The sequence below is a fragment of the Proteus mirabilis ATCC 29906 genome (genome assembly GCF_000160755.1).
GTDB lineage: Bacteria > Pseudomonadota > Gammaproteobacteria > Enterobacterales > Enterobacteriaceae > Proteus > Proteus mirabilis.
Map to the genome: position 1 here is coordinate 157,629 of NZ_GG668581.1, position 20,653 is coordinate 178,281.

Genomic DNA, 20,653 nt, shown 5'->3' on the forward strand with positions numbered 1-20,653 from the left:
CAATACCCTCGATAAATATCAAGGGTATTGATGTCAGCCCAATAGGTTATTTCTTCACTTTAATTAGTGATAAAGCATTTCATGAACAATATCTTCCCCTTTCATTGAATAAGGGTAATAGGTTGGCCAATTAGTTAGCTCTTTAAGTAATTCATCTTGTGAACTATTTCCCATATATAGATGAAAATGCTGTGCTTTTTCTGGTGCAATAATATGATCGCTAAACTGAATAAACCGTGGAGCTTGGCTGTTGGCATCGTCACATCTAAACAGATAGCGAACACCTTTTTTACCCGATTGATAATGTAGAATACGATAACCATCATAGTGATATTCACAGCTATCGACTTTATCACCACGATGAAACTCTACGATATTATTCTCAATACCAATCATATCAACATCGGTTTTATAGCCTTGTGTATAGTAAGCTCGATATTGTTCTACTGTTTTATCTTGCTTCGTCTCCGCTTTCTTTTGCAAAACGATATCTAATTCGCCACTACGCAGATAGGGTTCAACAGATTGCCATACGCCATCCCAATCGCTTAATGAGCGATTGAGAACGTCCTTGTCCTCAAAAATCCCATTCGCAGCATCTATTTGTGCTTGTGTGCGTACTTTTTCATGATGATGTCCATGTGCCAAAACAGACATAGCACTACCTAAAAAACCCATAATCAAAAGACAAGAAAGGATTGGTTTTTGCATAGGTTACCCCTGAACGGCTTTAAAACGTGGATTTGATTTGCAAATTACATACAGACGTCCACGACGGCGTACCACTTTACAATCAGGGTGGCGCAGCTTCGCACTCTTTAATGAACTTAATACTTGCATTTTTTCTTCCCTAATTAACAAATCGGCCAAAACGCTTATTAAAGCGTGCCACATTACCTTCTTGAGAATGTGTTTTTTGTTTACCGGTATAAAATGGATGAGACTGAGAAGAGACATCTAAAGTGACATAAGGATAGCGTTGCCCCTCATACTCAATAGTTTTATCAGTTTGAATGGTTGATCCCACTTTAAAATAAGCATCTACGCTAGTGTCATGGAAAATGACAGTACGATATTGTGGATGAATATTTTCTTTCATACTCGCCCTCTTTATGTAATGTTATAATATAACAATATTGAGTTGCGATAATGTAGCGCCTTTTTATTTTAATGGCTAGTTTTTTTGATCATTTTTTTTATATACCTATTAGTGATAGTGGCATCTCTACATGTTGCAAGGGGTGAGGCAACATAGAACATTTGATTAAGCAGAGTAAGTCTATTCAAAAAATAAATGCTAAACATTCACCACATTATGCCGTTGAATAGATAACACTCAGTATTCTTCTGTCTCGCTTAATCCCACAACTATAGACGATTAAGCATCGGGTGCTTTTGGTAACACCTTCAAGGACGTAATCAAATTAAAGAGATAATTCTGAAAAGAATTCAGGGAGCAGGTAAGGATCATGGTTCGTGCTAGTATGGCAACAAGAAATAAAAAAGAGGTTACAATTAGTGATAGTGATTCACAGTTCAATCATGAGGTGAATATGGGCAAATTCCCAGGCTTACATCGTCGAGCAATCGTTGTTATTGCCATTATTTTGTTAGTCGTTTTTTTCTGGCCAACAAGTGAAAATACCACCCCACCTCAACCCTCATCTTCGACACAAGATCTTCCTGTGCCTGTAGCACCTTCTGTCTCAAATGAAACACAAAATGTCCCTAATACACTACCACCAGCACAAGATAGTCTAAATGCTGAGCAAGAGACAGAAGACTTACCAGAAGAAGGTGAAGCCAATAATACCAATGACAATACGCCAGTAAACACAACGCCTCAAGCACCGTCAACCGCGACTGAAAATTGGCAAACTTATACCATTAAAGAGGGGCAAACCCTTGCACAACTATTTAGAGATAATCAGTTGCTTGTCAATGATGCGTTTACTATGGCGAAATCAGAAGGCCCACAAAAGCCGTTAAGCCAGTTACGCGCCGGACAAACCATTCGTTTACAACGAGGTTCACAAGGTGAAGTGAGTATGCTTGAAGTGACTGACAATACCGGTACTGTTATTACCTTCACTCGACTCAGTGATGGTAGTTATTATCGTACGCCATAGTGTCAACAAGCGGTGTGGAGAAATAGAGCAATAACCTATATAAAAAACGCCAGCTAAGCTGGCGTTTTTCTATCAACATAACTGTTTAATCTAATGATTATTCAGCAACGATGATTACATTCAGTTCAGCGAATACGTCACTGTGAACTTGGAAGTGAACTTCGTGGTCACCAGTTGTACGCAGAACGCCGTTTGGCAGGCGAACTTCGCTCTTACAAATTTCAACGCCAGCTGCAGTTACTGCATCAGCGATGTCACGTGTACCGATTGAACCAAACAGTTTACCTTCGTCACCCGCTTTAGAGCTGATAGTGACAGATCCCAGTGCAGTGATTTTCGCTGCACGAGCTTCAGCTGCTGCTAAAGTTTCAGCTAATTTAGCTTCTAACTCAGCACGACGCGCTTCGAAAAACTCGATGTTTTTCTTAGTCGCAGAAACAGCTTTACCCTGTGGGATTAAATAGTTACGAGCATAGCCCGATTTTACGTTAACCTGATCACCCAGGCTACCCAGATTCGCTACTTTATCAAGCAGAATAATTTGCATTACCTTATCCTCTACAAGTCATTAATGGACTATATAATACCTATTACTGATGACGATCAGTATAAGGTAATAAAGACAGGTAGCGCGCGCGCTTGATAGCACGAGCCAGCTGACGCTGGTATTTTGCACGAGTACCGGTGATACGGCTTGGTACAATTTTACCACTTTCAGTGATATAGTTTTTCAGCGTAGCGATGTCTTTATAATCAATCTCTTGTACGCCTTCCGCTGTGAAACGGCAGAACTTACGACGACGGAAATAACGTGCCATATGGCTAGTCTCCAGAATCTATCAATTCAATCTGTTCGGCATGCAATACCAGTTTAAACAATCCATTTCTCGCCTGATGGCTACTAATGAATCCTGAAACGGTAACTTTGCTACCGACCGTTATACTGTGAGTATCAGTTTGTAACGCTTTCCCACTGGCAATAATGGGCATTCTGCACCATGATTGTCTTTTTAATCCCGCTTCTTCTTGTGTTGAACGATGCTCAATCACAAATTGGCAATGCGGGATCCCAGCAGGGCTAACTTTTCGTATCAATGCTTTGCACACAGTGCCTGTTAGCACTAATCGATTAGCCGTCACAACACTAATTACTCTTCAGAATCCTCTGCTACATCATCAACTTCTTCTTCATCAAGATCTTCAGCAACATCGCGACGACGTTCGTCTTTTGCTTTAACCATTGGTGAAGCTTCAGTCACTGCGTGTTTAGTACGCATGATCATGTTGCGGAGCACGGCATCATTGAAGCGGAAAGTAGTTTCCAGTTCATCAATCACTTCTTGCGGAGCTTCAACGTTCATCAGAACGTAGTGTGCTTTGTGCAGTTTGTTGATTGGATAAGCCAGTTGACGACGACCCCAGTCTTCGAGACGGTGGATCTGACCATTAGCATTAGTGATAGCGGTTTTATAACGTTCGATCATACCAGGAACTTGTTCGCTCTGGTCTGGGTGAACCATAAAAACGATTTCGTAATGACGCATTTGATATTGCTCCTTACGGATTTATCAGCCTCCTGTCAGGGTCAGTCACCACCCATGGAGGCAAGGAACTTGTTTAAGTGTGACTGAAAAAATTGACGCGTAACTATACCCCCCCACGCAATAAAACTCAAGGGAGGAAGAGAATAAAATACGCGCAGTGTTATTTTACAGAAATACGCTGACGCATTGCTTCAAATAAACAAACTCCGGTTGCCACGGAGACATTTAATGAAGAGACTGAGCCTGCCATAGGAATACTGATTAACTCATCACAATGTTCGCGGGTTAAACGGCGCATTCCTTCACCTTCAGCCCCCATAACCAAAGCTAAAGGCCCTGTGAGTTTGCTTTGATATAATGTATGATCCGCTTCCCCCGCGGTGCCAACAATCCAGATGTTCTCTTCTTGTAGTAAGCGTAAAGTACGTGCCAGATTGGTTACACGGATCAAAGGTACGCTTTCTGCAGCACCACAAGCGACTTTTTTCGCCGTGGCATTTAATTGAGCTGAGCGATCTTTTGGTACAATGACTGCGTGAACACCAGCCGCATCAGCACTACGTAAGCATGCCCCTAAGTTGTGTGGATCAGTCACACCATCTAACACTAATAGAAAAGGTGTACCTACTTCAGCTAATAAGTCCGGTAAATCTTGTTCTTGGTACTGACGACTAGGTTTTACCTTAGCAATTATCCCTTGGTGAACCGCACCTTCAGTTTGATTATCTAACCATTGGCGATTAGCAACTTGAACTAAAATCCCTTGTTCTTCCAGCGCATGGATCACCGGCATTAAACGACGATCTTCGCGTCCTTTTAACACATAAACTTCTTTAAAATGTGTCGGATCACGCTCAAGCAGTGCTTTTACTGCGTGAATACCATAAATAATATCTTCGCTCATAGCGGTTGTTACTCGTTAAAAAATAAAAGGCACAATAACAGATAAAAGGCGGAAAATCCGCCTTTTTAATAGGAGTCAAACAGTGAATGACTTCGTTGTATAACTACGCTTTAGTGCGTTTCGCCGCACGTTTGGCTTTTAATTTCGCCTCTATCTTTTTGGTTTGTGCAGAAGCTTTTTTGCGTTTAGTACTCGCCTTGTCCTTCGCAATTTTCTCTTTAATGACTTTATCTTTACTCTGTTTTTCTTTACTTGATTTACCTTTCCTAAAGGCACTATCAGGTTCAAAGTTTTTGTCTTTGCTGGCATCACGACGACGAGACTTACTACTGCTCGCATTTTTCTTGTCTTTTCCCCCTTTTAACGCACGAACACGTGCTGTTTTCCCGGGGTTACGTGCTTTACGTGTTGTTGAAATCAATGAGAAGTCAATAGTACGTTCATCCATACTGACCGCTTCAACTTTCACTTCAACTTCATCACCCAGACGATACACCTGACCGGATGACTCACCAATTAAACGCTGTCCAACATTATCAAATTGATAGTAATCATTATTTAATGTGGATACATGAACAAGACCATCAATAAATAGATCGTTTAAGCGCACAAAGAAACCGAAACCAGTGACACTGGTAATAATACCGGTAAATTGCTGACCAATTTGATCAAGCATGAAATCACATTTCAGCCAATCAGCCACATCACGGGTTGCTTCATCCGCCCGACGTTCAGTTAAAGAGCAGTGCTCCCCTAATTGAAGCATGGTATCCATATCACTATGATAGCCCCCCGTTGGGGTCCAGCGTTGTGAGCCATGGCCTTGCTGTTTCGCTATCTGGTATTTAATAGCACGATGTAATGCTAAGTCAGGATAACGACGGATGGGGGAAGTGAAGTGAGCATAAGATTTTAATGCTAAACCAAAGTGACCTCGATTTTCAGGATCGTAAATTGCCTGTTTCATGGAGCGCAATACCATGGTTTGTAGCATTTCGTGATCTGGACGCTCTTCGACTTCTTTCATGACCCGCGCATAATCGCCTGGCTCCGGTGTTAATCCTCCCGGTAATGTTAAACCCAGTTCATTAAATACCGAACGTAAATTCATTACGCTCTCTTCTTTGGGTTTATCATGCACACGATATAACGCAGGCTCTTCATTTTTCTCAACAAAACGCGCCGCCGCAATATTGGCTAAAATCATGCACTCTTCAATTAATTTATGTGCATCATTACGTACAACCGGTTCGATACGATCGATACGACGTTCTGCATTGAAAATAAATTTCGCTTCTTCCGATTCAAAACCAATGGCACCACGCTGTTCACGGGCCTTATCGAGGGCTTGGTATAGCTCATAAAGGTGCTCAATATCTTTTACGATCGGTTGGTAGTGCTCACGTAACTCTTCATCACCTTGAATGATTTTCCATACTTTGGTGTAAGTCATTCGCGCGTGAGAGCTCATTACGGCTTCATAGAATTTATAAGATGAAAGGCGCCCCTGCTCAGAAACGGTCATTTCACAAACCATACATAAACGGTCGACTTGTGGATTTAATGAACATAATCCATTCGACAGTACTTCTGGCAGCATAGGGACAACTTGAGATGGGAAATAGACCGAATTGCCTCGGCTACGCGCTTCTGTGTCTAATGCAGTTTGAGGGCGTACATAATAGCTCACATCTGCAATTGCTACCCATAAACGCCAGCCCCCGCCTTTTTTACGCTGGCAATAAACGGCATCATCAAAGTCTCGCGCATCTTCACCATCAATGGTAATTAAAGGGAGATCACGCAAATCAACGCGGCCTTGTTTCGCTGACTCTGGCACATCTTCTTTTAAATCAGCGATTTCTTTTTCTACTTTAGGTGGCCAAGTATGAGGAATTTCATGGGTGCGTAGTGCAATTTCTACCGCAATTCCCGTCCCCATAGTTTCACCTAAAATTTCAACAATGCGTCCTACCGCTTGAGTACGCCGTGTTGGTCTTGTGGTAACTTCAACCACCACCACATTCCCCATACGTGCGCCCATGATATCTTCTTTAGGGATAAGAATATCAAAACTTAAACGGCTATCGTCAGGTACCACAAATCCCATACCTGACTCAATAAAATAGCGCCCAACAATTTGGCTGTTTCTGGGTTCAAGAACACGAACGACGCGACCTTCTCGACGCCCTTTTCTATCCATGCCTAGGGGTTGCGCTAAAATCACATCACCATGCATGGTTTTTTTCATTTCATCTTGTGAAAGATAGAGATCATCCTTTTGGCCTTCCGCACGTAAAAAACCATAGCCGTCACGGTGACCGATAACTTTACCTTTCCAAAGATCGAGGCGTTCAGGTAAGGCATAACACTGACGTCGAGTAAAAACTAACTGACCATCTCGTTCCATAGCCCGTAAACGACGACGTAATGCTTCCAGATTTTCTTCACCTGAAATTTTCAATGCCTGCGCGATATCTTCACGGCTCATCGGGGCCGGGCGTTTCTTCATTTCTTCTAAAATAAATTCACGACTAGCAATTGGAGAGGCGTATTTTTCGGCTTCTCTATCCTGAAAAGGATCTTTGGACATTATGACCTCCAAGCTATCAGAATGATGAAATTGTCGACTCAAACATCTTCTAATAACAATTTATATAAGGGGCTGTTGTTTTCTACCAATTCAGCCAGTGTATGACGGTCTAGCTCTTTCAAAAACTGTTCTATCGCTTGATTTAATACAAGTTTTAATCGACAAGCTGGGGTGATATGACAAAACTCAGCACTACAGTTAACCAGTGAAAGCGGCTCTAAAGCACGAACGACCTCGCCGACAATAATATCAGCGGCAGGTTTACCTAAGCGTATACCACCATTTTTTCCACGTATCGCTTCGACAAATCCCATATGACTTAGCTGATTAATAATCTTAACCATATGATTACGTGACACACCATAGACCTGCGTCACTTCGGTGATGCTCGTCATTTTGCCTTCTGGCAATGAAGCCATATATATCAACGCCCGCAATCCATAATCTGTAAAACTGGTTAATTGCACAATGACCTCTGAAAAGTAAAACTCCCAGTTAAAGAAGTTAAAGGATAAATAATGAGTAATGAGAATATCATTTTATTAAGCAATATTATGTTTAATTTTTGGACATTTAGCAAAGATATACTCAAAAGTCCGCGCTTTTAGGCTTACTCACCACAACCATTAAAATAATAGCGATATCACAGGCAAAGAAAAAGCGATCCTGTCGCTTTTCAACAGATCGCTTCTCTTAGTTGACAACAAAATAACGTTATCTTATTTCACTTCTGACCATAGCCCTAAAACAAAAACGCAACCGAGCGGGAAAGAGTTTTTCGTTTTATTGCTAATCAACATAGTGACTCAGTTCGGCTTTGTTACAGATACGAAAAAATCGCCCCTGTCATTTTCAGGGACGATTTTCACATCAAACCAATTAATACAATAAATTATGCATCAAATGGATGACGGAGAATAATCGTTTCTGAACGATCTGGACCTGTAGAAACAATATCAACAGGCACACCAGTTAACTCTTCAACGCGTTTAATATAATTTAACGCAGCTTGTGGTAACTGTGCTTTATCTTTAACGCCGAAAGTGCTTTCGTTCCAGCCAGGCATAGATTCATAAATAGGCTCAATACCTTCCCAATCATCTGCTGCTAATGGTGTAGTTTCAATCACTTCGCCATTTGGTAAGCGATAACCTACACACACTTTAACTTCTTTCAGACCATCTAAGACATCAAGTTTGGTCATGCAGAAGCCTGACAATGAGTTGATTTGAACAGCACGGCGGATAGCAATAATATCTAACCAACCAGTACGGCGACTACGACCTGTTGTTGCACCGAACTCTTGGCCTTTTTCACGTAGGAAATCGCCCGTTTCGTCAAATAATTCTGTAGGGAATGGACCTGCACCAACACGGGTAGAATAGGCTTTAATGATACCTAATACATAACCAACATAACGAGGACCTAAGCCGGAACCTGTTGCAACACCACCTGCGGTGGTATTTGAAGAGGTGACATACGGATAAGTACCGTGATCGATATCTAATAGAGTACCTTGCGCCCCCTCAAACATCACTAACTCACCTTTTTGTGTTGCTTTGTAAAGTAAGTCAGAAACGTCAACAACCATCCCAGTTAAGATATCAGCGATCGCCATGATATCGTCTAAGGTTTTTTGGTAATCAACAGGCTCAACTTTGTAATAATTAACCAGTTGGAAATTATGGTATTCGATGATCTCTTTAAGCTTCTGAGCGAATGCTTTTTTATCAAATAGATCACCAACACGTAAACCACGGCGTGCGACTTTATCTTCATAAGCAGGACCAATACCACGACCCGTAGTACCAATCGCTTTCTCACCACGCGCCTTTTCACGGGCGTTATCTAATGCAATGTGATAAGGCAGAATTAATGGGCAAGCTTCTGACAGCAGTAGACGTGAACGAACAGGAATACCACGCTCTTCGAGCTGTGTCATTTCTTTCATCAGTGCTTCTGGCGATAATACGACACCGTTTGCGATGATGCTGACAACATTTTCACGAAGAATGCCTGATGGGATTAAGTGGAGAACGGTTTTTTCACCGTCAATGACTAGGGTGTGACCTGCGTTATGTCCGCCTTGGTAACGAACAACATACTTAGCACGTTCTGTCAGCAAGTCGACGATCTTGCCTTTGCCTTCGTCACCCCATTGGGTGCCTAATACGACAACGTTATTACTCATTTCAAAATACACTCGGTTGCTTAAAAAAGGATTCTACCATCTCAATTCAAGAGTTACAGTAGATTTTATCTAATTATGCCATCCCCGCTTTTAAGCAATAGATTATCTTGCCATTGTCAATATTTTTGCCCGAAAAAACCACATCACAAGATATTTGTGATTTTTATCAACAGTTTTGATCGCAAAAACAGGAAGCAGAGTGACATAAAAGTGAAAATGGCTAAGAAGACGCCTCGGGATTGCCGAAGGTTTATCTTGAAATGCAATTTTCACTTTATACTATCTCAGCTAAAGGCAATTTGGAAATGGTTGCGAGCGATTTTTCGTTTCATTCAATAATAAAAAACGATTTTCTTTATTTGTTTTAATTCTATCTGCTTGATTAAAAGCTAAAAAAATCCCCTAAGTTTTATCTTAGGGGATGATTATTTATTTTCTTGAACGATGACGATTACTCTTCAATCGCTCTCGCTTTAGTTGGTGCTTTCATATAGCGTAAGAAATCGCTATCTGGACTTAACACCATGACGTCATTACCGTCTTTATTAAAGCTATTCTCATAAGCACGTAAGCTACGGATAAACGCATAGAAGTCAGGATCTTGACTGAATGCATCAGCAAATAGTTTAGTTGCTTGCGCATCCCCTTCACCTCGAATACGTAACGATTCACGCTCCGATTCAGCTAAGGTTTCTGTCACTGTTTTATCTGCCGCAGCACGGATTTTCACCGCTTCTTCTTGACCTTGTGAACGGTGACGACGAGCAACCGCTTCACGCTCTGCACGCATACGTTGATAAATGGCTTCAGAAACTTCCATTGGTAAGTTGATTTGTTTGATACGAACATCAATCACTTCAATACCTAATGCCGCCATACTGTTCATATTGATAGCAGGGGCTTTACCTTTGGTCTCTTCTGCCACTTTCTTCGCAGCAATAGCAATAGCATCATCTGCATCACTTTTATCGCGAGAAGGTGTACCTTCATTCAACGCATTACGTACATCAATGGTTAAACGACCACGTGAATCAGTGATAATTTGGTTTACACTCATACGACCAATTTCAGAGCGTAAACGGTCACTAAATTTACGACGCAATAAGGTTTCTGCTTGCATCGTATTACCACCACCAGTAGCTAGGTAGTAAGTACTAAAATCACTGATACGCCATTTCAGATAAGAGTCAACTAACAAGTCTTTGTTCTCACCTGATAAGAAGCGATCTTGCTGGATATTCATCGTTTGGATACGCGCATCCAATTTTTTCACATTCTCAATAAATGGAATTTTAAAGTGAATACCCGGTTCATAAACGACCGGTTTATTTTCACCATCACGTACCACTTTCGAGAAACGTAAAATAATACCGCGTTCATATTGTTGCACGACAAATACTGAGGAGTACAACAACGCTAAAATAATAACTGCAACAACAGCGATAACTTTACGCATGATTATTGTCCTCCTTGATTAGAGCCATAAGGCTGACCATAACCACCACTATTATTGCTACCATATCCACCGTTACCATAAGTTGTTGCTGGTTTCTGAGTAGGTGTTGTGTTGGTACTTGGCGTAGGGGTTGAAATACGCGCAGGTGCCTCTGTGACACTATTAAATGACGTTGGCGCTTTTGGTTGCTGGCGTAACATTTGCTCTAAAGGCAGAACCAACATACTGTTACCTTTGTCATTGGCAATGACTTTACGTGTTTTCGACAACACTTTTTCCATTGTTTCAATATACAGACGCTCACGAGTAATTTCCGGTGCTGCGCGATATTCAGGTAAGATTTTGGCGAAACTCGCCACCTCACCTTCTGCTTTCATCACCACACTCGTTTTATAAGCGGTTGCTTCTTCAATCATACGTTGTGCGTTACCTTTCGCTAATGGTAACACTTCGTTTTTATAAGCCTCAGCCTGACGAATGGTTTTCTGCTCTTCTTCTCGTGCCGCAATTACGTCATCGAATGCCGCTTTTACCGCTTCTGGTGGGCGAGCAACTTGGAAGTTGACGTCCACAATGGAGATCCCCATTTTATAAGGGCGGATCGTCTCTTCTAATTCTTGACGGGTTTGATCACGAATTTCTGAACGGTTCGATGTCAGGATCTTTTCCATTTCTGAACGACCAATGACACCACGGACGGCACTGTCTGTCGCTTGTCCTAGGCTATTCATTGGCGTTGTGACATTAAAGAGAAATGCTTCTGGATCTGAGACAACATATTGAACGTTTATCTCAACTTGAACCATGTTTTCATCTGATGTCAACATCATGCCACCCGTAGTTAAATCACGGATGGTTTTTACGTTGACAGGCTGAACTTCATCAATGAAAGTCGGTTTCCAGTTTAAACCAGGCTCGACGATTTGGTAAAATTTACCGAAACGAGTCACAACACCTTGTTCGGCTTCTTTAATGGTATAAAAACCACTGGCAGCCCAAACGACAACCACAGCACCTAATGCAAGAGAAACTAATACGTTTCCAGCATTACCACGAGGTCCGCCATTTTGCCCAGAAGAGGAGTTTCCTCCTTTTTTACCACCGAAACCGCCAAGTTTTGCACTCAGTTTCCGGAACAAATCATCGAGATCTGATGCTTTACGATCCCGACCTCCTTGATTACCGTTAGAGTTCCCGTCGCCGTTATTATTACCGCCGTTTCGGTTCCCCCACGGGTCGCGGTCTTGTCCGTTGTTACCGGGCTGATTCCACGCCATGTTCTAGCTCCATTATTATGATTAGATTTATCAGGCTTAAGAGCCGATTTCATCGCCAGCTCTCAGTTAATGTTCTTTAGTATGGCCAATTATCAGACCACGTAATCCAATAAAGTAGGCTCCTGCTTGCAAAGTCGATGCCAGTCTACCATAGGCATTCGGGTGATTAGCCCAACTTTACCGTCTTTTTCAATCCATTCACGCTCAATAGCCTGTAATTGATAAAAACGGCTACGTAATCGCCCTGCTTCTTCTGGCGGTAAACGCAATTCAACGTGTGCGATCTCACCTGAAAGGCGCTCTGTCAACGCCTGATATAACAGAGGAATACCTTCACCTGTTTGTGCAGAAACCCAAACCCTAACAGGTAAATTATCTTCATTTCGATCAATTCTTGGGGTGAAGTCCTCAAGAAGATCAATTTTATTCATCACATACAGTGTCGGTATCTCGTGAGCATCAATCTCTTCTAATACATTTTCAACTGCATGAATGTTCTCTTCAAAACGGCTATCAGCGGCATCAATAACATGAAGAAGCAATGTCGCTTCACGTGTTTCTTGTAGCGTTGCCTTAAATGCCGCCACCAGATCATGAGGTAGATGTCGGATAAAACCAACCGTATCAGCTAACACCACGGTACCAACATCATCGACCTGAATTCGTCTTAAGGTAGGATCCAGTGTCGCAAACAACTGATCAGCAGCATACACATCAGCACAGGTTATACGATTGAATAAACTCGACTTACCCGCATTGGTGTAACCCACCAGAGATAACGTTGGAATATCAGCTTTACTTCGCGCTTGTCGTCCTTGTTCACGCTGACGTTCAACTTTGCCTAGACGCATTAGAATTTGACTAATTTTGCCTCTGAGCAAACGTCGGTCCGTTTCAAGCTGTGTTTCGCCAGGGCCACGTAATCCAATCCCCCCTTTTTGTCGTTCTAAGTGTGTCCACCCTCGAACTAAACGGGTTGATAAATGACGTAACTGAGCGAGTTCTACCTGTAGCTTTCCTTCGTGAGTTCTTGCTCGTTGAGCAAAAATATCGAGGATAACTCCCGTGCGATCAACCACACGACATTCACAAAGTCTTTCCAGATTTCGTTCTTGTGCCGGTGAGAGTGCGTGATTAAATAACACCACATCTGCACCACTCGCTTTTACTGCTTCTGCGATTTCTTCCGCCTTACCTTCTCCCACATAATATTTGGAGTGAGGCGCTCTACGGCTCCCTGTAATAATTTGAACTGGTTTTACACCGGCAGATGTCACCAAAGATTCAAACTCTTGCAAGTCATCAATATCCTTTTCTTGCGAAAAGAAAACGTGCACTAAAACGGCTAATTCGCCACCTTCATAACGATCAAACAAAGGCGAAACCTCATGGACTTTATAAAAACAGGAAAAACATAGGTAAAGTCTCCCTACCTATGTTTTTATTATATTAAGAATAATATTTGATAATTATTCTGCAACATCATCCTGCTGAGTCGCGTTACCGCCACTGTAGTTTGTACCCGCTTGGTTGGTACCTGTATTGCTATGATGAGAAACAGGACGAGAAGGTACTACGGTAGAGATAGCATGTTTGTATACCATCTGACTAACAGTGTTTTTCAGCAGAATAACAAATTGGTCAAAAGATTCGATCTGACCCTGTAATTTAATGCCGTTTACCAAATAGATTGAAACAGGGACCCTTTCACGACGTAATGCGTTCAGAAAAGGATCTTGCAAAGATTGCCCCTTAGCCATTCTATGTTTTCCTTATTTTGTTGTTTTATACTAGAACCTAATGGTTCGAAAAAATGAACTACTCAAAAATTGCACTTTAGCAACTATCAATTTTACACAAACCTACCATCTATGCACTAACTACCTGCAAAACAGTGTTAAGAGACTGTTCAAAATCTTCACTATCTAACCAATGAACATCATGCCAACCTCTTAACCAAGTGATTTGTCGCTTCGCTAATTGCCGGGTAGCGCAGATCCCTCGATAAACCATCTCATCATAGTCGATTTCGCCGGATAAATATGACCACATCTGGCGATAGCCGACACAACGTATAGAAGGTAAATCTTCATGCAGATCGCCCCGTTGGTATAATGATTTTACTTCATCTTCAAAGCCACACGTTAACATCTGTTTAAAACGTGCTTCAATGCGTTGATGAAGTACATTTCTATCTTTCGGAGCAATCGCAAACTGATAAACATCATAAGGCAATGCTTCGCCTGATATTTGAGTTAATTCTGTCATCGATTTACCTGAAATCAGGTAAACTTCCAGTGCACGAGAAAGGCGTTGAGGATCATTAGGATGGATCCGTTTGGCCGCAACGGGATCGACGGATGCTAGCTCTTGATGAATTGCCTCCCACCCTTGTTCGGCTGCTTTTTTTTCGATTTCAGCACGAATTTCTGGATTAGCACTGGGTAAAGGTGATAAGCCTTCTAATAACGCTTTAAAATATAGCATAGTCCCGCCCACTAATAGTGGAATTCGTCCTGCAGCCGTAATTTCTTCCATTGCTTTTAACGCATCTTTACGAAAGTCTGCGGCAGAATAAGGTAATGCGGGATCTAGAATATCAATTAAACGATGTGGTGCAAGCGACTGCTCTGTCTCATCCGGTTTCGCAGTACCAATATCCATACCACGATAAATAAGAGCAGAATCAACACTAATAAGATCAACGGGCAGTTTTTGTCTTAGCGCAATGGCTAATGCGGTTTTACCAGAGGCTGTTGGCCCCATCAGAAAGATTGCTTTAGGTTTTATTTGCGTTTTTACTTCGCTCATTATTCAGTGCCGCTACCACAGGTTGTAATTCTATTAATTGTAATAAGTTTTTGGACGGCTGTCTGACATATTGTGGACATAATCGTTCAATATCAGCCAATAATCCTACTGCCTGAGCCTGTGACCAAACACCCGACTCATGACTTAACTGTTTTGCTAACCAATGCCCAATTTGTTGTTTAGAGCATAATTTTTCTGTTGCCAAATAAGCTAATAGCTTTGTCAGTAATTCAGGTAAATTTTGCTGTCGCAAAGGCAACGAGACCGCGTGGATCGTCGCTTTACCATGAGAGATGTCGATAACAATCCCAAAATCACTGATTAACGCCTGAAACTGCTTAAATGTATTAATTTCATCTTTACTGAGTGTGACTTTTAAAGGCACTAGCAAAGGTTGGGGTTTCAGATTTTCATTTTCTGGCAATAACTGGGCACATTTTAACAGAAAATCAGCTTCTTCCAATGCTAACAGCCCTAGACCTTGCGAAGATTCAATTAACGCATATTTCTGCTGATAAATCGCCAATACCCGGCCAAAAGTATAATCTGTTTGCGCTGCGCTGGCATTAACAGAACGAGGCACCACTGAAATTACATTTGTTTCATTGTTATTCGTTGTATGACCAACATCAACCAAATTCAATGGGGGACGAGGGGGAAATAGGGGTATTTTTTCTTTATTTTCAACATCGCTCGCACTTTCTTGCATCATTTTTTGATAAAGCATGCCTTGCGTACGTTGATAACTCTCACCAAACTGACGTGTATCTAGCGTTTTTTGGGGACTCTTTTGCGTATCTGTTAACCCTTTTCCTGCACTTCCTTGGTAAGCTCCCGTGCTCTTTTTTTGCGTAGATGAGGTTACTGGTGCTTGATAAGGCTGCGAAAAAACATTTTCTCCCGCAACTTGGCGATTTTCAGGAAATGTTGTGGCAGTTAAAGCCCCATTATCCTCTTCATCTAAAGATAACGTATCTTCTGTAACCTGCCTTAACACACTCAAGACAGCTTGATAGATAAAATCGTGTACTAAGCGCGATTCGTGAAAACGCACTTCATGTTTGGCAGGATGCACATTGACATCCACTTGATGAGGGTCAACGGTTAAATAAAGCACATAAGAAGGTTGCTGCTCACCTTGCAAATAACCTTCATATGCTTGACGAATAGCATGGTTAATCAATCTATCGCGCATCATGCGCCCATTGACATAACAGTACTGTATTTCACTGCTTTGCACTGGAGCTAAAGGATGCTCTACCCAGCCTTTTATTGCCAGATCACCATGCTCCCACGTCAGTTGCATTGCTTGATCAACAAAATGATTACCACAGATAGCACTTAAACGACGATGATGCTGATGAGTTTCTTTCGCAGCGCGATATTGACGCACCCGCTTACCGTTGTGGGTTAAATTAATTGACACATCAAAGCGGGATAAGGCTATACGACGTACTACTTCATCTATATGACCAAACTCTGTTTTTTCGGTACGTAAAAATTTACGTCTTGCAGGAGTGTTATAAAAAAGATCGAGCACTTCAACTGTGCTCCCCACCGGATGTGCTGCTGGCTTGACTGCCACTGTCATATCACGCCCTTCGGCGTAGGCTTGCCAAGCCTCCTCCTGAGATGCGGTACGAGATGTTAAGGTTAAACGTGATACAGAGCTGATACTGGCTAAGGCTTCACCACGAAACCCCATGCTCATAATGGCTTCAAGATCATCCAGTGTCGATATTTTGCTTGTTGCATGGCGAGCAAGTGCTAACTTCAAATCATCACGGGAAATGCCGCATCCATTATCGCGGATACGAATTAGCTTAGCGCCACCTTTATCGATATCGATATCAATTGTTGTCGCACCCGCGTCTAAGCTGTTTTCAAGTAACTCTTTAACAACAGAAGCGGGTCTTTCAACGACTTCCCCTGCTGCAATCTGATTTGCTAACTGAGGAGGTAATAAATTAATCGCCATTACCTTATCCCACGTTTATCTTTATTTTGGCCCATTCTGTAAGGGATGAGCGAGAAAGTAATTTTTTAATCCGGCATAGATTGAAGCGGCTAATTTCTCTTGGTAAGCATCTGAAATCAGCAATTGTTCCTCAGCGGCATGACTAATAAAACCTGTTTCGACTAAAATAGACGGAATATCAGGTGAACGTAAAACCCCTAAGCTGGCGTGCTCTGGTGTTTTTTTATGTAATGATCCTACTTTTCTAAGTTCAGATAACACCGCTACCGCAACGTCATAGCCTACACGCTGTGAATTACCAAATTGTAAATCTAATACTGCTTGGCTTAAATAGGGATCAACCCCTTCTGCGAGTGCATCACCGGCGCCACCGAGAAGCTCTGATTGTTTTTCGCTTTGTTCAAGCCATTTACCTAATTCACTATTCGCGCGACGATTTGACAATACCCAAACAGATGCCCCGCGCGCACTGCGATTAGGTGCAGAATCGGCATGAATAGACACTAACATATTGGCACCTTGCTTACGGGCCACTTCAGAGCGTCCAGCAACAGAAATAAAATAGTCGCCATTGCGGGTTAAAACGGGTTTGAACATAGGATCATTACGCAAAATCGCTTCTAATTTTTTTGCCACTCTTAAGGTAACATCTTTTTCACGATTACCTTTTTGCCCAATAGCGCCGGGATCTTGGCCCCCATGCCCTGCGTCAATCGCAATAATTATTTGCCGATCGCTCGATGCGGGCTTATTCGAGGTTGTGCGAGGCTTTACTGGTACTACAGGTGCAACGGGTTGCTTAGGTGTACTCACTAAAGGCGCCATCTGTTGATTAGCCACCGTATTTGTGGCTTTGTTTGCTGATAACGCCACTACACTGACCGTCGTTGATGTATTGTTATTTTGTCGAGCATTAATAGGTTTGATAGTAAGTACTAACTTATATTCACCATTGCTATTTAACAAGCGCTCCGTCACCACCACTGGTTTGGCAAGCTCTACCACCATACTTTGATATTGGCTATCTTTTGATTGTGTCGTGCGAATTTTTTGTGCTAATTGCTGACGATTTAATGTCACAGGTAAACCCGTTATTTGGCTACCTTGCTTAAAATCCATCACTAACCTATCTGGATTTTTCAGTGAATAATATCTATAGCTTGGTTTCCCACCACTAAACGAAAATGTAAGTGTTGTAGCCACATCCCCATTTTCGGCCTTCACTTCTGTTACCGTAGCGGCTTGTGCTATTTGCACCACAAAAAGTGACAGAACAACCAACAAAAAGGTGGCAATATAACGCTGACATTGGCTCACAATAGTGATGAGACTCGACATAATCAATATTCCTTTATGCAGACTGAATACGGGATAAAACAGCATTCCCTCTCTGTGAAAGGGCAATAAAATGGGCTTTACGACCTTCATTTTCATAGCTTAAATGAAGCTCTAAATCCGCATTAGGTATAAACCCTTCCCCTTGAGAAGGCCATTCAATGAGACACAGTGGATCTTGTGCAAAATAGTCACGTATCCCCATAAATTCTAACTCTTCCGCTGAAGCTAAGCGATAAAGATCGAAATGATAGACTGGGCGTGGTGTCAGCATATAAGGCTCTACCAAGGTATATGTCGGACTTTTAACATGACCTTGATGACCTAAAGCTTGTAAAAATCCGCGGCTAAAGGTGGTTTTCCCTGCCCCTAGATCACCAAATAAATAAATAATAAGCCCTTGGTTATTTGTCGCCATTGCGACTGAATGCCCTAGTTTTACTGTTGCAGCTTCATCTTCTAATGTAACAACCCATTCTTTCATATTCATACAATCTATTGTTAGGTAATAACGACTTAGTTAATAGCATGTTAGAGCACATGCAAACAGACCATTTTTATATTCACTTAAAGTAAATTATTATCAGAATCAATTTCAAATAACCATACCATAAATCTATTTCTTACGAGGATTTTTCCTATCGTTGCACTATGATACACTGCGCACTCTTAGGACTCACCTATTAGCTATTATTTCGGTTGCTCATGTCATCACTCGATCTTCATCACCTTGCTCAAAATATAAAACGTTGGGGAACTGAACTAGGATTCCAACAAACAGGAATTTGCGATACTGATTTATCGCTCGAAGAGCCTCGTTTACAAGCTTGGTTAGATAAACAGTATCATGGTGAAATGGCATGGATGGCTAAATATGGCATGACTCGAGCAAGACCCCATGAATTGGTGCCGGGCACATTGCGTGTGATCAGCGTCAGAATGAACTATTTGCCAACAGATGCCGCTTTTGCTCGTACCCTTAATAATCCAGAGCAAGGCTATATTAGCCGTTATGCATTAGGTAGAGATTATCACAAAGTATTAAGACAACGCCTTAAAAAATTAGGTGAAAAAATTACGCAATATTGCCAACAGTTTGAATATCAAGGTATTGTTAATTTTCGCCCTTTTGTTGATTCAGCGCCGATAATGGAACGACCATTGGCCGTGAAAGCTGGTCTTGGGTGGGTTGGTAAACACTCACTTGTTATCAATAATCAGGCTGGCTCTTGGTTTTTTCTCGGTGAATTATTAATTAATTTACCTTTGCCTATTGATTCTCCCGTTGAAGAGCAATGCGGTAAATGTGTAGCTTGCATGACCACTTGCCCAACAGGCGCCATCGTAGAGCCTTACACCATTGATGCTCGTCGCTGTATTTCTTACCTAACGATTGAACTTGAAGGCGCTATTCCTGAAGAATTTCGCCCTTTGATGGGCAATCGTATCTATGGTTGTGATGATTGCCAATTAATTTGCCCATGGAATCGTTTTTCTTCGCTCACAGAGGAAGATGATTTTTCTCCGCGCCGTGCCTTACATACACCAGAATTGCTGGATCTATTCCAATGGAGTGAAGAAAAATTTCTGCGTATTACAGAAGGTTCACCGATCCGACGAATTGGCTATTTACGTTGGCTAAGAAATATTAGTGTTGCGTTAGGCAATGCCCCTTATCAGGACAAAATTGTACTGGCCTTGCAAGAGCGCTTTGGTTTAGGGGAGGTTTTAGATGAACATTTGCACTGGGCTATCGCCCAACAGAAAGCCAAAAGAGAAGAAAAAACACTAAAAATACAGACTTCACAACAAAAACGTCTAGTAAGGGCAATAACTAAGGGCCTACCTCGTGATGCTTAGTTTTTAACATGATACGCATACTCATAAGATGAGATAATTTCACCTGTGAATAAAATAAAAACTCTTTGTCTATCAATATGAAGAAAAAATTCAAGCGAAGTGTGGCACAAATTAAAAAAAATAAAAATAAACTTACTTATCAATTGGATAGATAAAAGCAATATTTAACTCACTAGCATAATATGCTAATGACTCAATGATAGCAGCCTGTGGATAACTCTGTGCAGTAAAAAAATAAATTAGTGCTAGATGCAAGGATTATGAGCATCTTATTGTGGATAATTTATTTCGATAAGAATATTAAGATAAGTGGAACTCGGGCTCTTTTTTCCAAAGAAAAGTCATAAAAATACTTTTCTTCATAAAAAATACTCTTCAAAGTATATTTAACAGAATAAAAACCTAAACAACAAAAATTGATCTGAGGTTTAGCTCCCCCCTAAACGAGGAAAGGCGCACATTCTAGTGCTGGCTAAATAGAAATGCAAGCAAAGATCAAAGATAGATCACAAAAAAATAGCTTGATCTTTCTTGCTGTTATCGATTTCCCTTTTTCTGCACTGCAATGGGTCACT

21 protein-coding genes are annotated in these 20,653 nt (G+C 41.6%); 2 read left to right on the forward strand and 19 right to left on the reverse strand.

The features are described from left to right. Positions 1-63 precede the first annotated feature (63 nt). Genes zinT through HMPREF0693_RS14570 form a run of 3 tightly spaced genes read right to left on the reverse strand, consistent with a single transcriptional unit; the run spans position 64 to position 1,099 of the window. On the reverse strand, positions 64-711 hold the full coding sequence (gene zinT, locus HMPREF0693_RS14560; RefSeq protein ID WP_004246276.1) for a metal-binding protein ZinT: 648 nt from the start codon (positions 709-711) through the stop codon (positions 64-66). 3 nt (positions 712-714) lie between these two features. Next, positions 715-840 (reverse strand): type B 50S ribosomal protein L36, encoded by a 126-nt coding sequence (ykgO, locus tag HMPREF0693_RS14565; protein ID WP_004246277.1) that lies wholly within the window; start codon positions 838-840, stop codon positions 715-717. Positions 841-850: 10 nt separating this feature from the next. Further along, positions 851-1,099: a type B 50S ribosomal protein L31 gene (locus HMPREF0693_RS14570; protein WP_004246279.1), complete on the reverse strand. Its 249-nt coding sequence runs from the start codon at positions 1,097-1,099 to the stop codon at positions 851-853. Positions 1,100-1,469: 370 nt separating this feature from the next. Between HMPREF0693_RS14570 and HMPREF0693_RS14575 the strand changes: the two genes are divergently transcribed. Continuing rightward, positions 1,470-2,129 (forward strand): OapA family protein, encoded by a 660-nt coding sequence (locus tag HMPREF0693_RS14575; RefSeq protein ID WP_004246280.1) that lies wholly within the window; start codon positions 1,470-1,472, stop codon positions 2,127-2,129. Between the two features lie 97 nt (positions 2,130-2,226). Here the strand turns inward: HMPREF0693_RS14575 and rplI are convergent, their stop codons facing one another. The 16 genes from rplI to tsaE form a co-directional block, all read right to left on the reverse strand. Beyond that, positions 2,227-2,676 (reverse strand): 50S ribosomal protein L9, encoded by a 450-nt coding sequence (gene rplI, locus HMPREF0693_RS14580; RefSeq protein ID WP_004246281.1) that lies wholly within the window; start codon positions 2,674-2,676, stop codon positions 2,227-2,229. A 43-nt stretch (positions 2,677-2,719) separates the two neighbouring features. Further along, positions 2,720-2,947 (reverse strand): 30S ribosomal protein S18, encoded by a 228-nt coding sequence (gene rpsR / locus HMPREF0693_RS14585; protein ID WP_000135199.1) that lies wholly within the window; start codon positions 2,945-2,947, stop codon positions 2,720-2,722. A gap of 4 nt (positions 2,948-2,951) precedes the next feature. Further along, positions 2,952-3,269, reverse strand: a complete 318-nt coding sequence (priB, locus tag HMPREF0693_RS14590) for a primosomal replication protein N (RefSeq protein WP_004246282.1) — start codon at positions 3,267-3,269, stop codon at positions 2,952-2,954. A gap of 8 nt (positions 3,270-3,277) precedes the next feature. Next, positions 3,278-3,673 (reverse strand): 30S ribosomal protein S6, encoded by a 396-nt coding sequence (gene rpsF, locus HMPREF0693_RS14595; RefSeq protein WP_004246283.1) that lies wholly within the window; start codon positions 3,671-3,673, stop codon positions 3,278-3,280. Between the two features lie 160 nt (positions 3,674-3,833). Further along, the gene (rlmB, locus tag HMPREF0693_RS14600) at positions 3,834-4,565 is read right to left on the reverse strand and encodes a 23S rRNA (guanosine(2251)-2'-O)-methyltransferase RlmB (RefSeq protein WP_190311212.1); all 732 of its coding nucleotides are present in this window, start codon (positions 4,563-4,565) and stop codon (positions 3,834-3,836) included. 115 nt (positions 4,566-4,680) lie between these two features. Further along, positions 4,681-7,170, reverse strand: a complete 2,490-nt coding sequence (gene rnr / locus HMPREF0693_RS14605; protein ID WP_004246285.1) for a ribonuclease R — start codon at positions 7,168-7,170, stop codon at positions 4,681-4,683. Positions 7,171-7,208: 38 nt separating this feature from the next. After that, positions 7,209-7,637 (reverse strand): nitric oxide-sensing transcriptional repressor NsrR, encoded by a 429-nt coding sequence (nsrR, locus tag HMPREF0693_RS14610; RefSeq protein ID WP_004249627.1) that lies wholly within the window; start codon positions 7,635-7,637, stop codon positions 7,209-7,211. Between the two features lie 425 nt (positions 7,638-8,062). Continuing rightward, positions 8,063-9,361 (reverse strand): adenylosuccinate synthase, encoded by a 1,299-nt coding sequence (locus HMPREF0693_RS14615; protein WP_004249629.1) that lies wholly within the window; start codon positions 9,359-9,361, stop codon positions 8,063-8,065. 451 nt (positions 9,362-9,812) lie between these two features. Beyond that, on the reverse strand, positions 9,813-10,817 hold the full coding sequence (hflC, locus tag HMPREF0693_RS14620) for a protease modulator HflC (RefSeq protein ID WP_004246288.1): 1,005 nt from the start codon (positions 10,815-10,817) through the stop codon (positions 9,813-9,815). Positions 10,818-10,819: 2 nt separating this feature from the next. Next, positions 10,820-12,094 (reverse strand): FtsH protease activity modulator HflK, encoded by a 1,275-nt coding sequence (gene hflK / locus HMPREF0693_RS14625; RefSeq protein ID WP_004246289.1) that lies wholly within the window; start codon positions 12,092-12,094, stop codon positions 10,820-10,822. Positions 12,095-12,186: 92 nt separating this feature from the next. Then, positions 12,187-13,470, reverse strand: a complete 1,284-nt coding sequence (gene hflX / locus HMPREF0693_RS14630) for a ribosome rescue GTPase HflX (protein ID WP_004246290.1) — start codon at positions 13,468-13,470, stop codon at positions 12,187-12,189. Positions 13,471-13,563: 93 nt separating this feature from the next. Next, positions 13,564-13,854, reverse strand: coding sequence for an RNA chaperone Hfq (gene hfq, locus HMPREF0693_RS14635; protein ID WP_004246291.1), 291 nt, complete (start codon positions 13,852-13,854; stop codon positions 13,564-13,566). A gap of 109 nt (positions 13,855-13,963) precedes the next feature. Then, complete coding sequence (gene miaA / locus HMPREF0693_RS14640; protein ID WP_004246293.1) at positions 13,964-14,905, reverse strand: tRNA (adenosine(37)-N6)-dimethylallyltransferase MiaA; 942 nt, start codon at positions 14,903-14,905, stop codon at positions 13,964-13,966. Further along, positions 14,874-16,883: a DNA mismatch repair endonuclease MutL gene (mutL, locus tag HMPREF0693_RS14645; protein ID WP_004246294.1), complete on the reverse strand. Its 2,010-nt coding sequence runs from the start codon at positions 16,881-16,883 to the stop codon at positions 14,874-14,876. Before mutL ends, miaA begins: the two co-directional genes overlap by 32 nt. A gap of 21 nt (positions 16,884-16,904) precedes the next feature. After that, positions 16,905-18,221 (reverse strand): N-acetylmuramoyl-L-alanine amidase, encoded by a 1,317-nt coding sequence (locus HMPREF0693_RS14650; RefSeq protein ID WP_004253037.1) that lies wholly within the window; start codon positions 18,219-18,221, stop codon positions 16,905-16,907. 13 nt (positions 18,222-18,234) lie between these two features. Next, a complete protein-coding gene (gene tsaE, locus HMPREF0693_RS14655; RefSeq protein WP_004249636.1) occupies positions 18,235-18,702 on the reverse strand; it encodes a tRNA (adenosine(37)-N6)-threonylcarbamoyltransferase complex ATPase subunit type 1 TsaE in 468 nt (155 codons plus the stop codon). Between the two features lie 221 nt (positions 18,703-18,923). Between tsaE and queG the strand changes: the two genes are divergently transcribed. Next, a complete protein-coding gene (queG, locus tag HMPREF0693_RS14660) occupies positions 18,924-20,078 on the forward strand; it encodes a tRNA epoxyqueuosine(34) reductase QueG (protein WP_004246297.1) in 1,155 nt (384 codons plus the stop codon). Positions 20,079-20,653 lie beyond the last annotated feature (575 nt).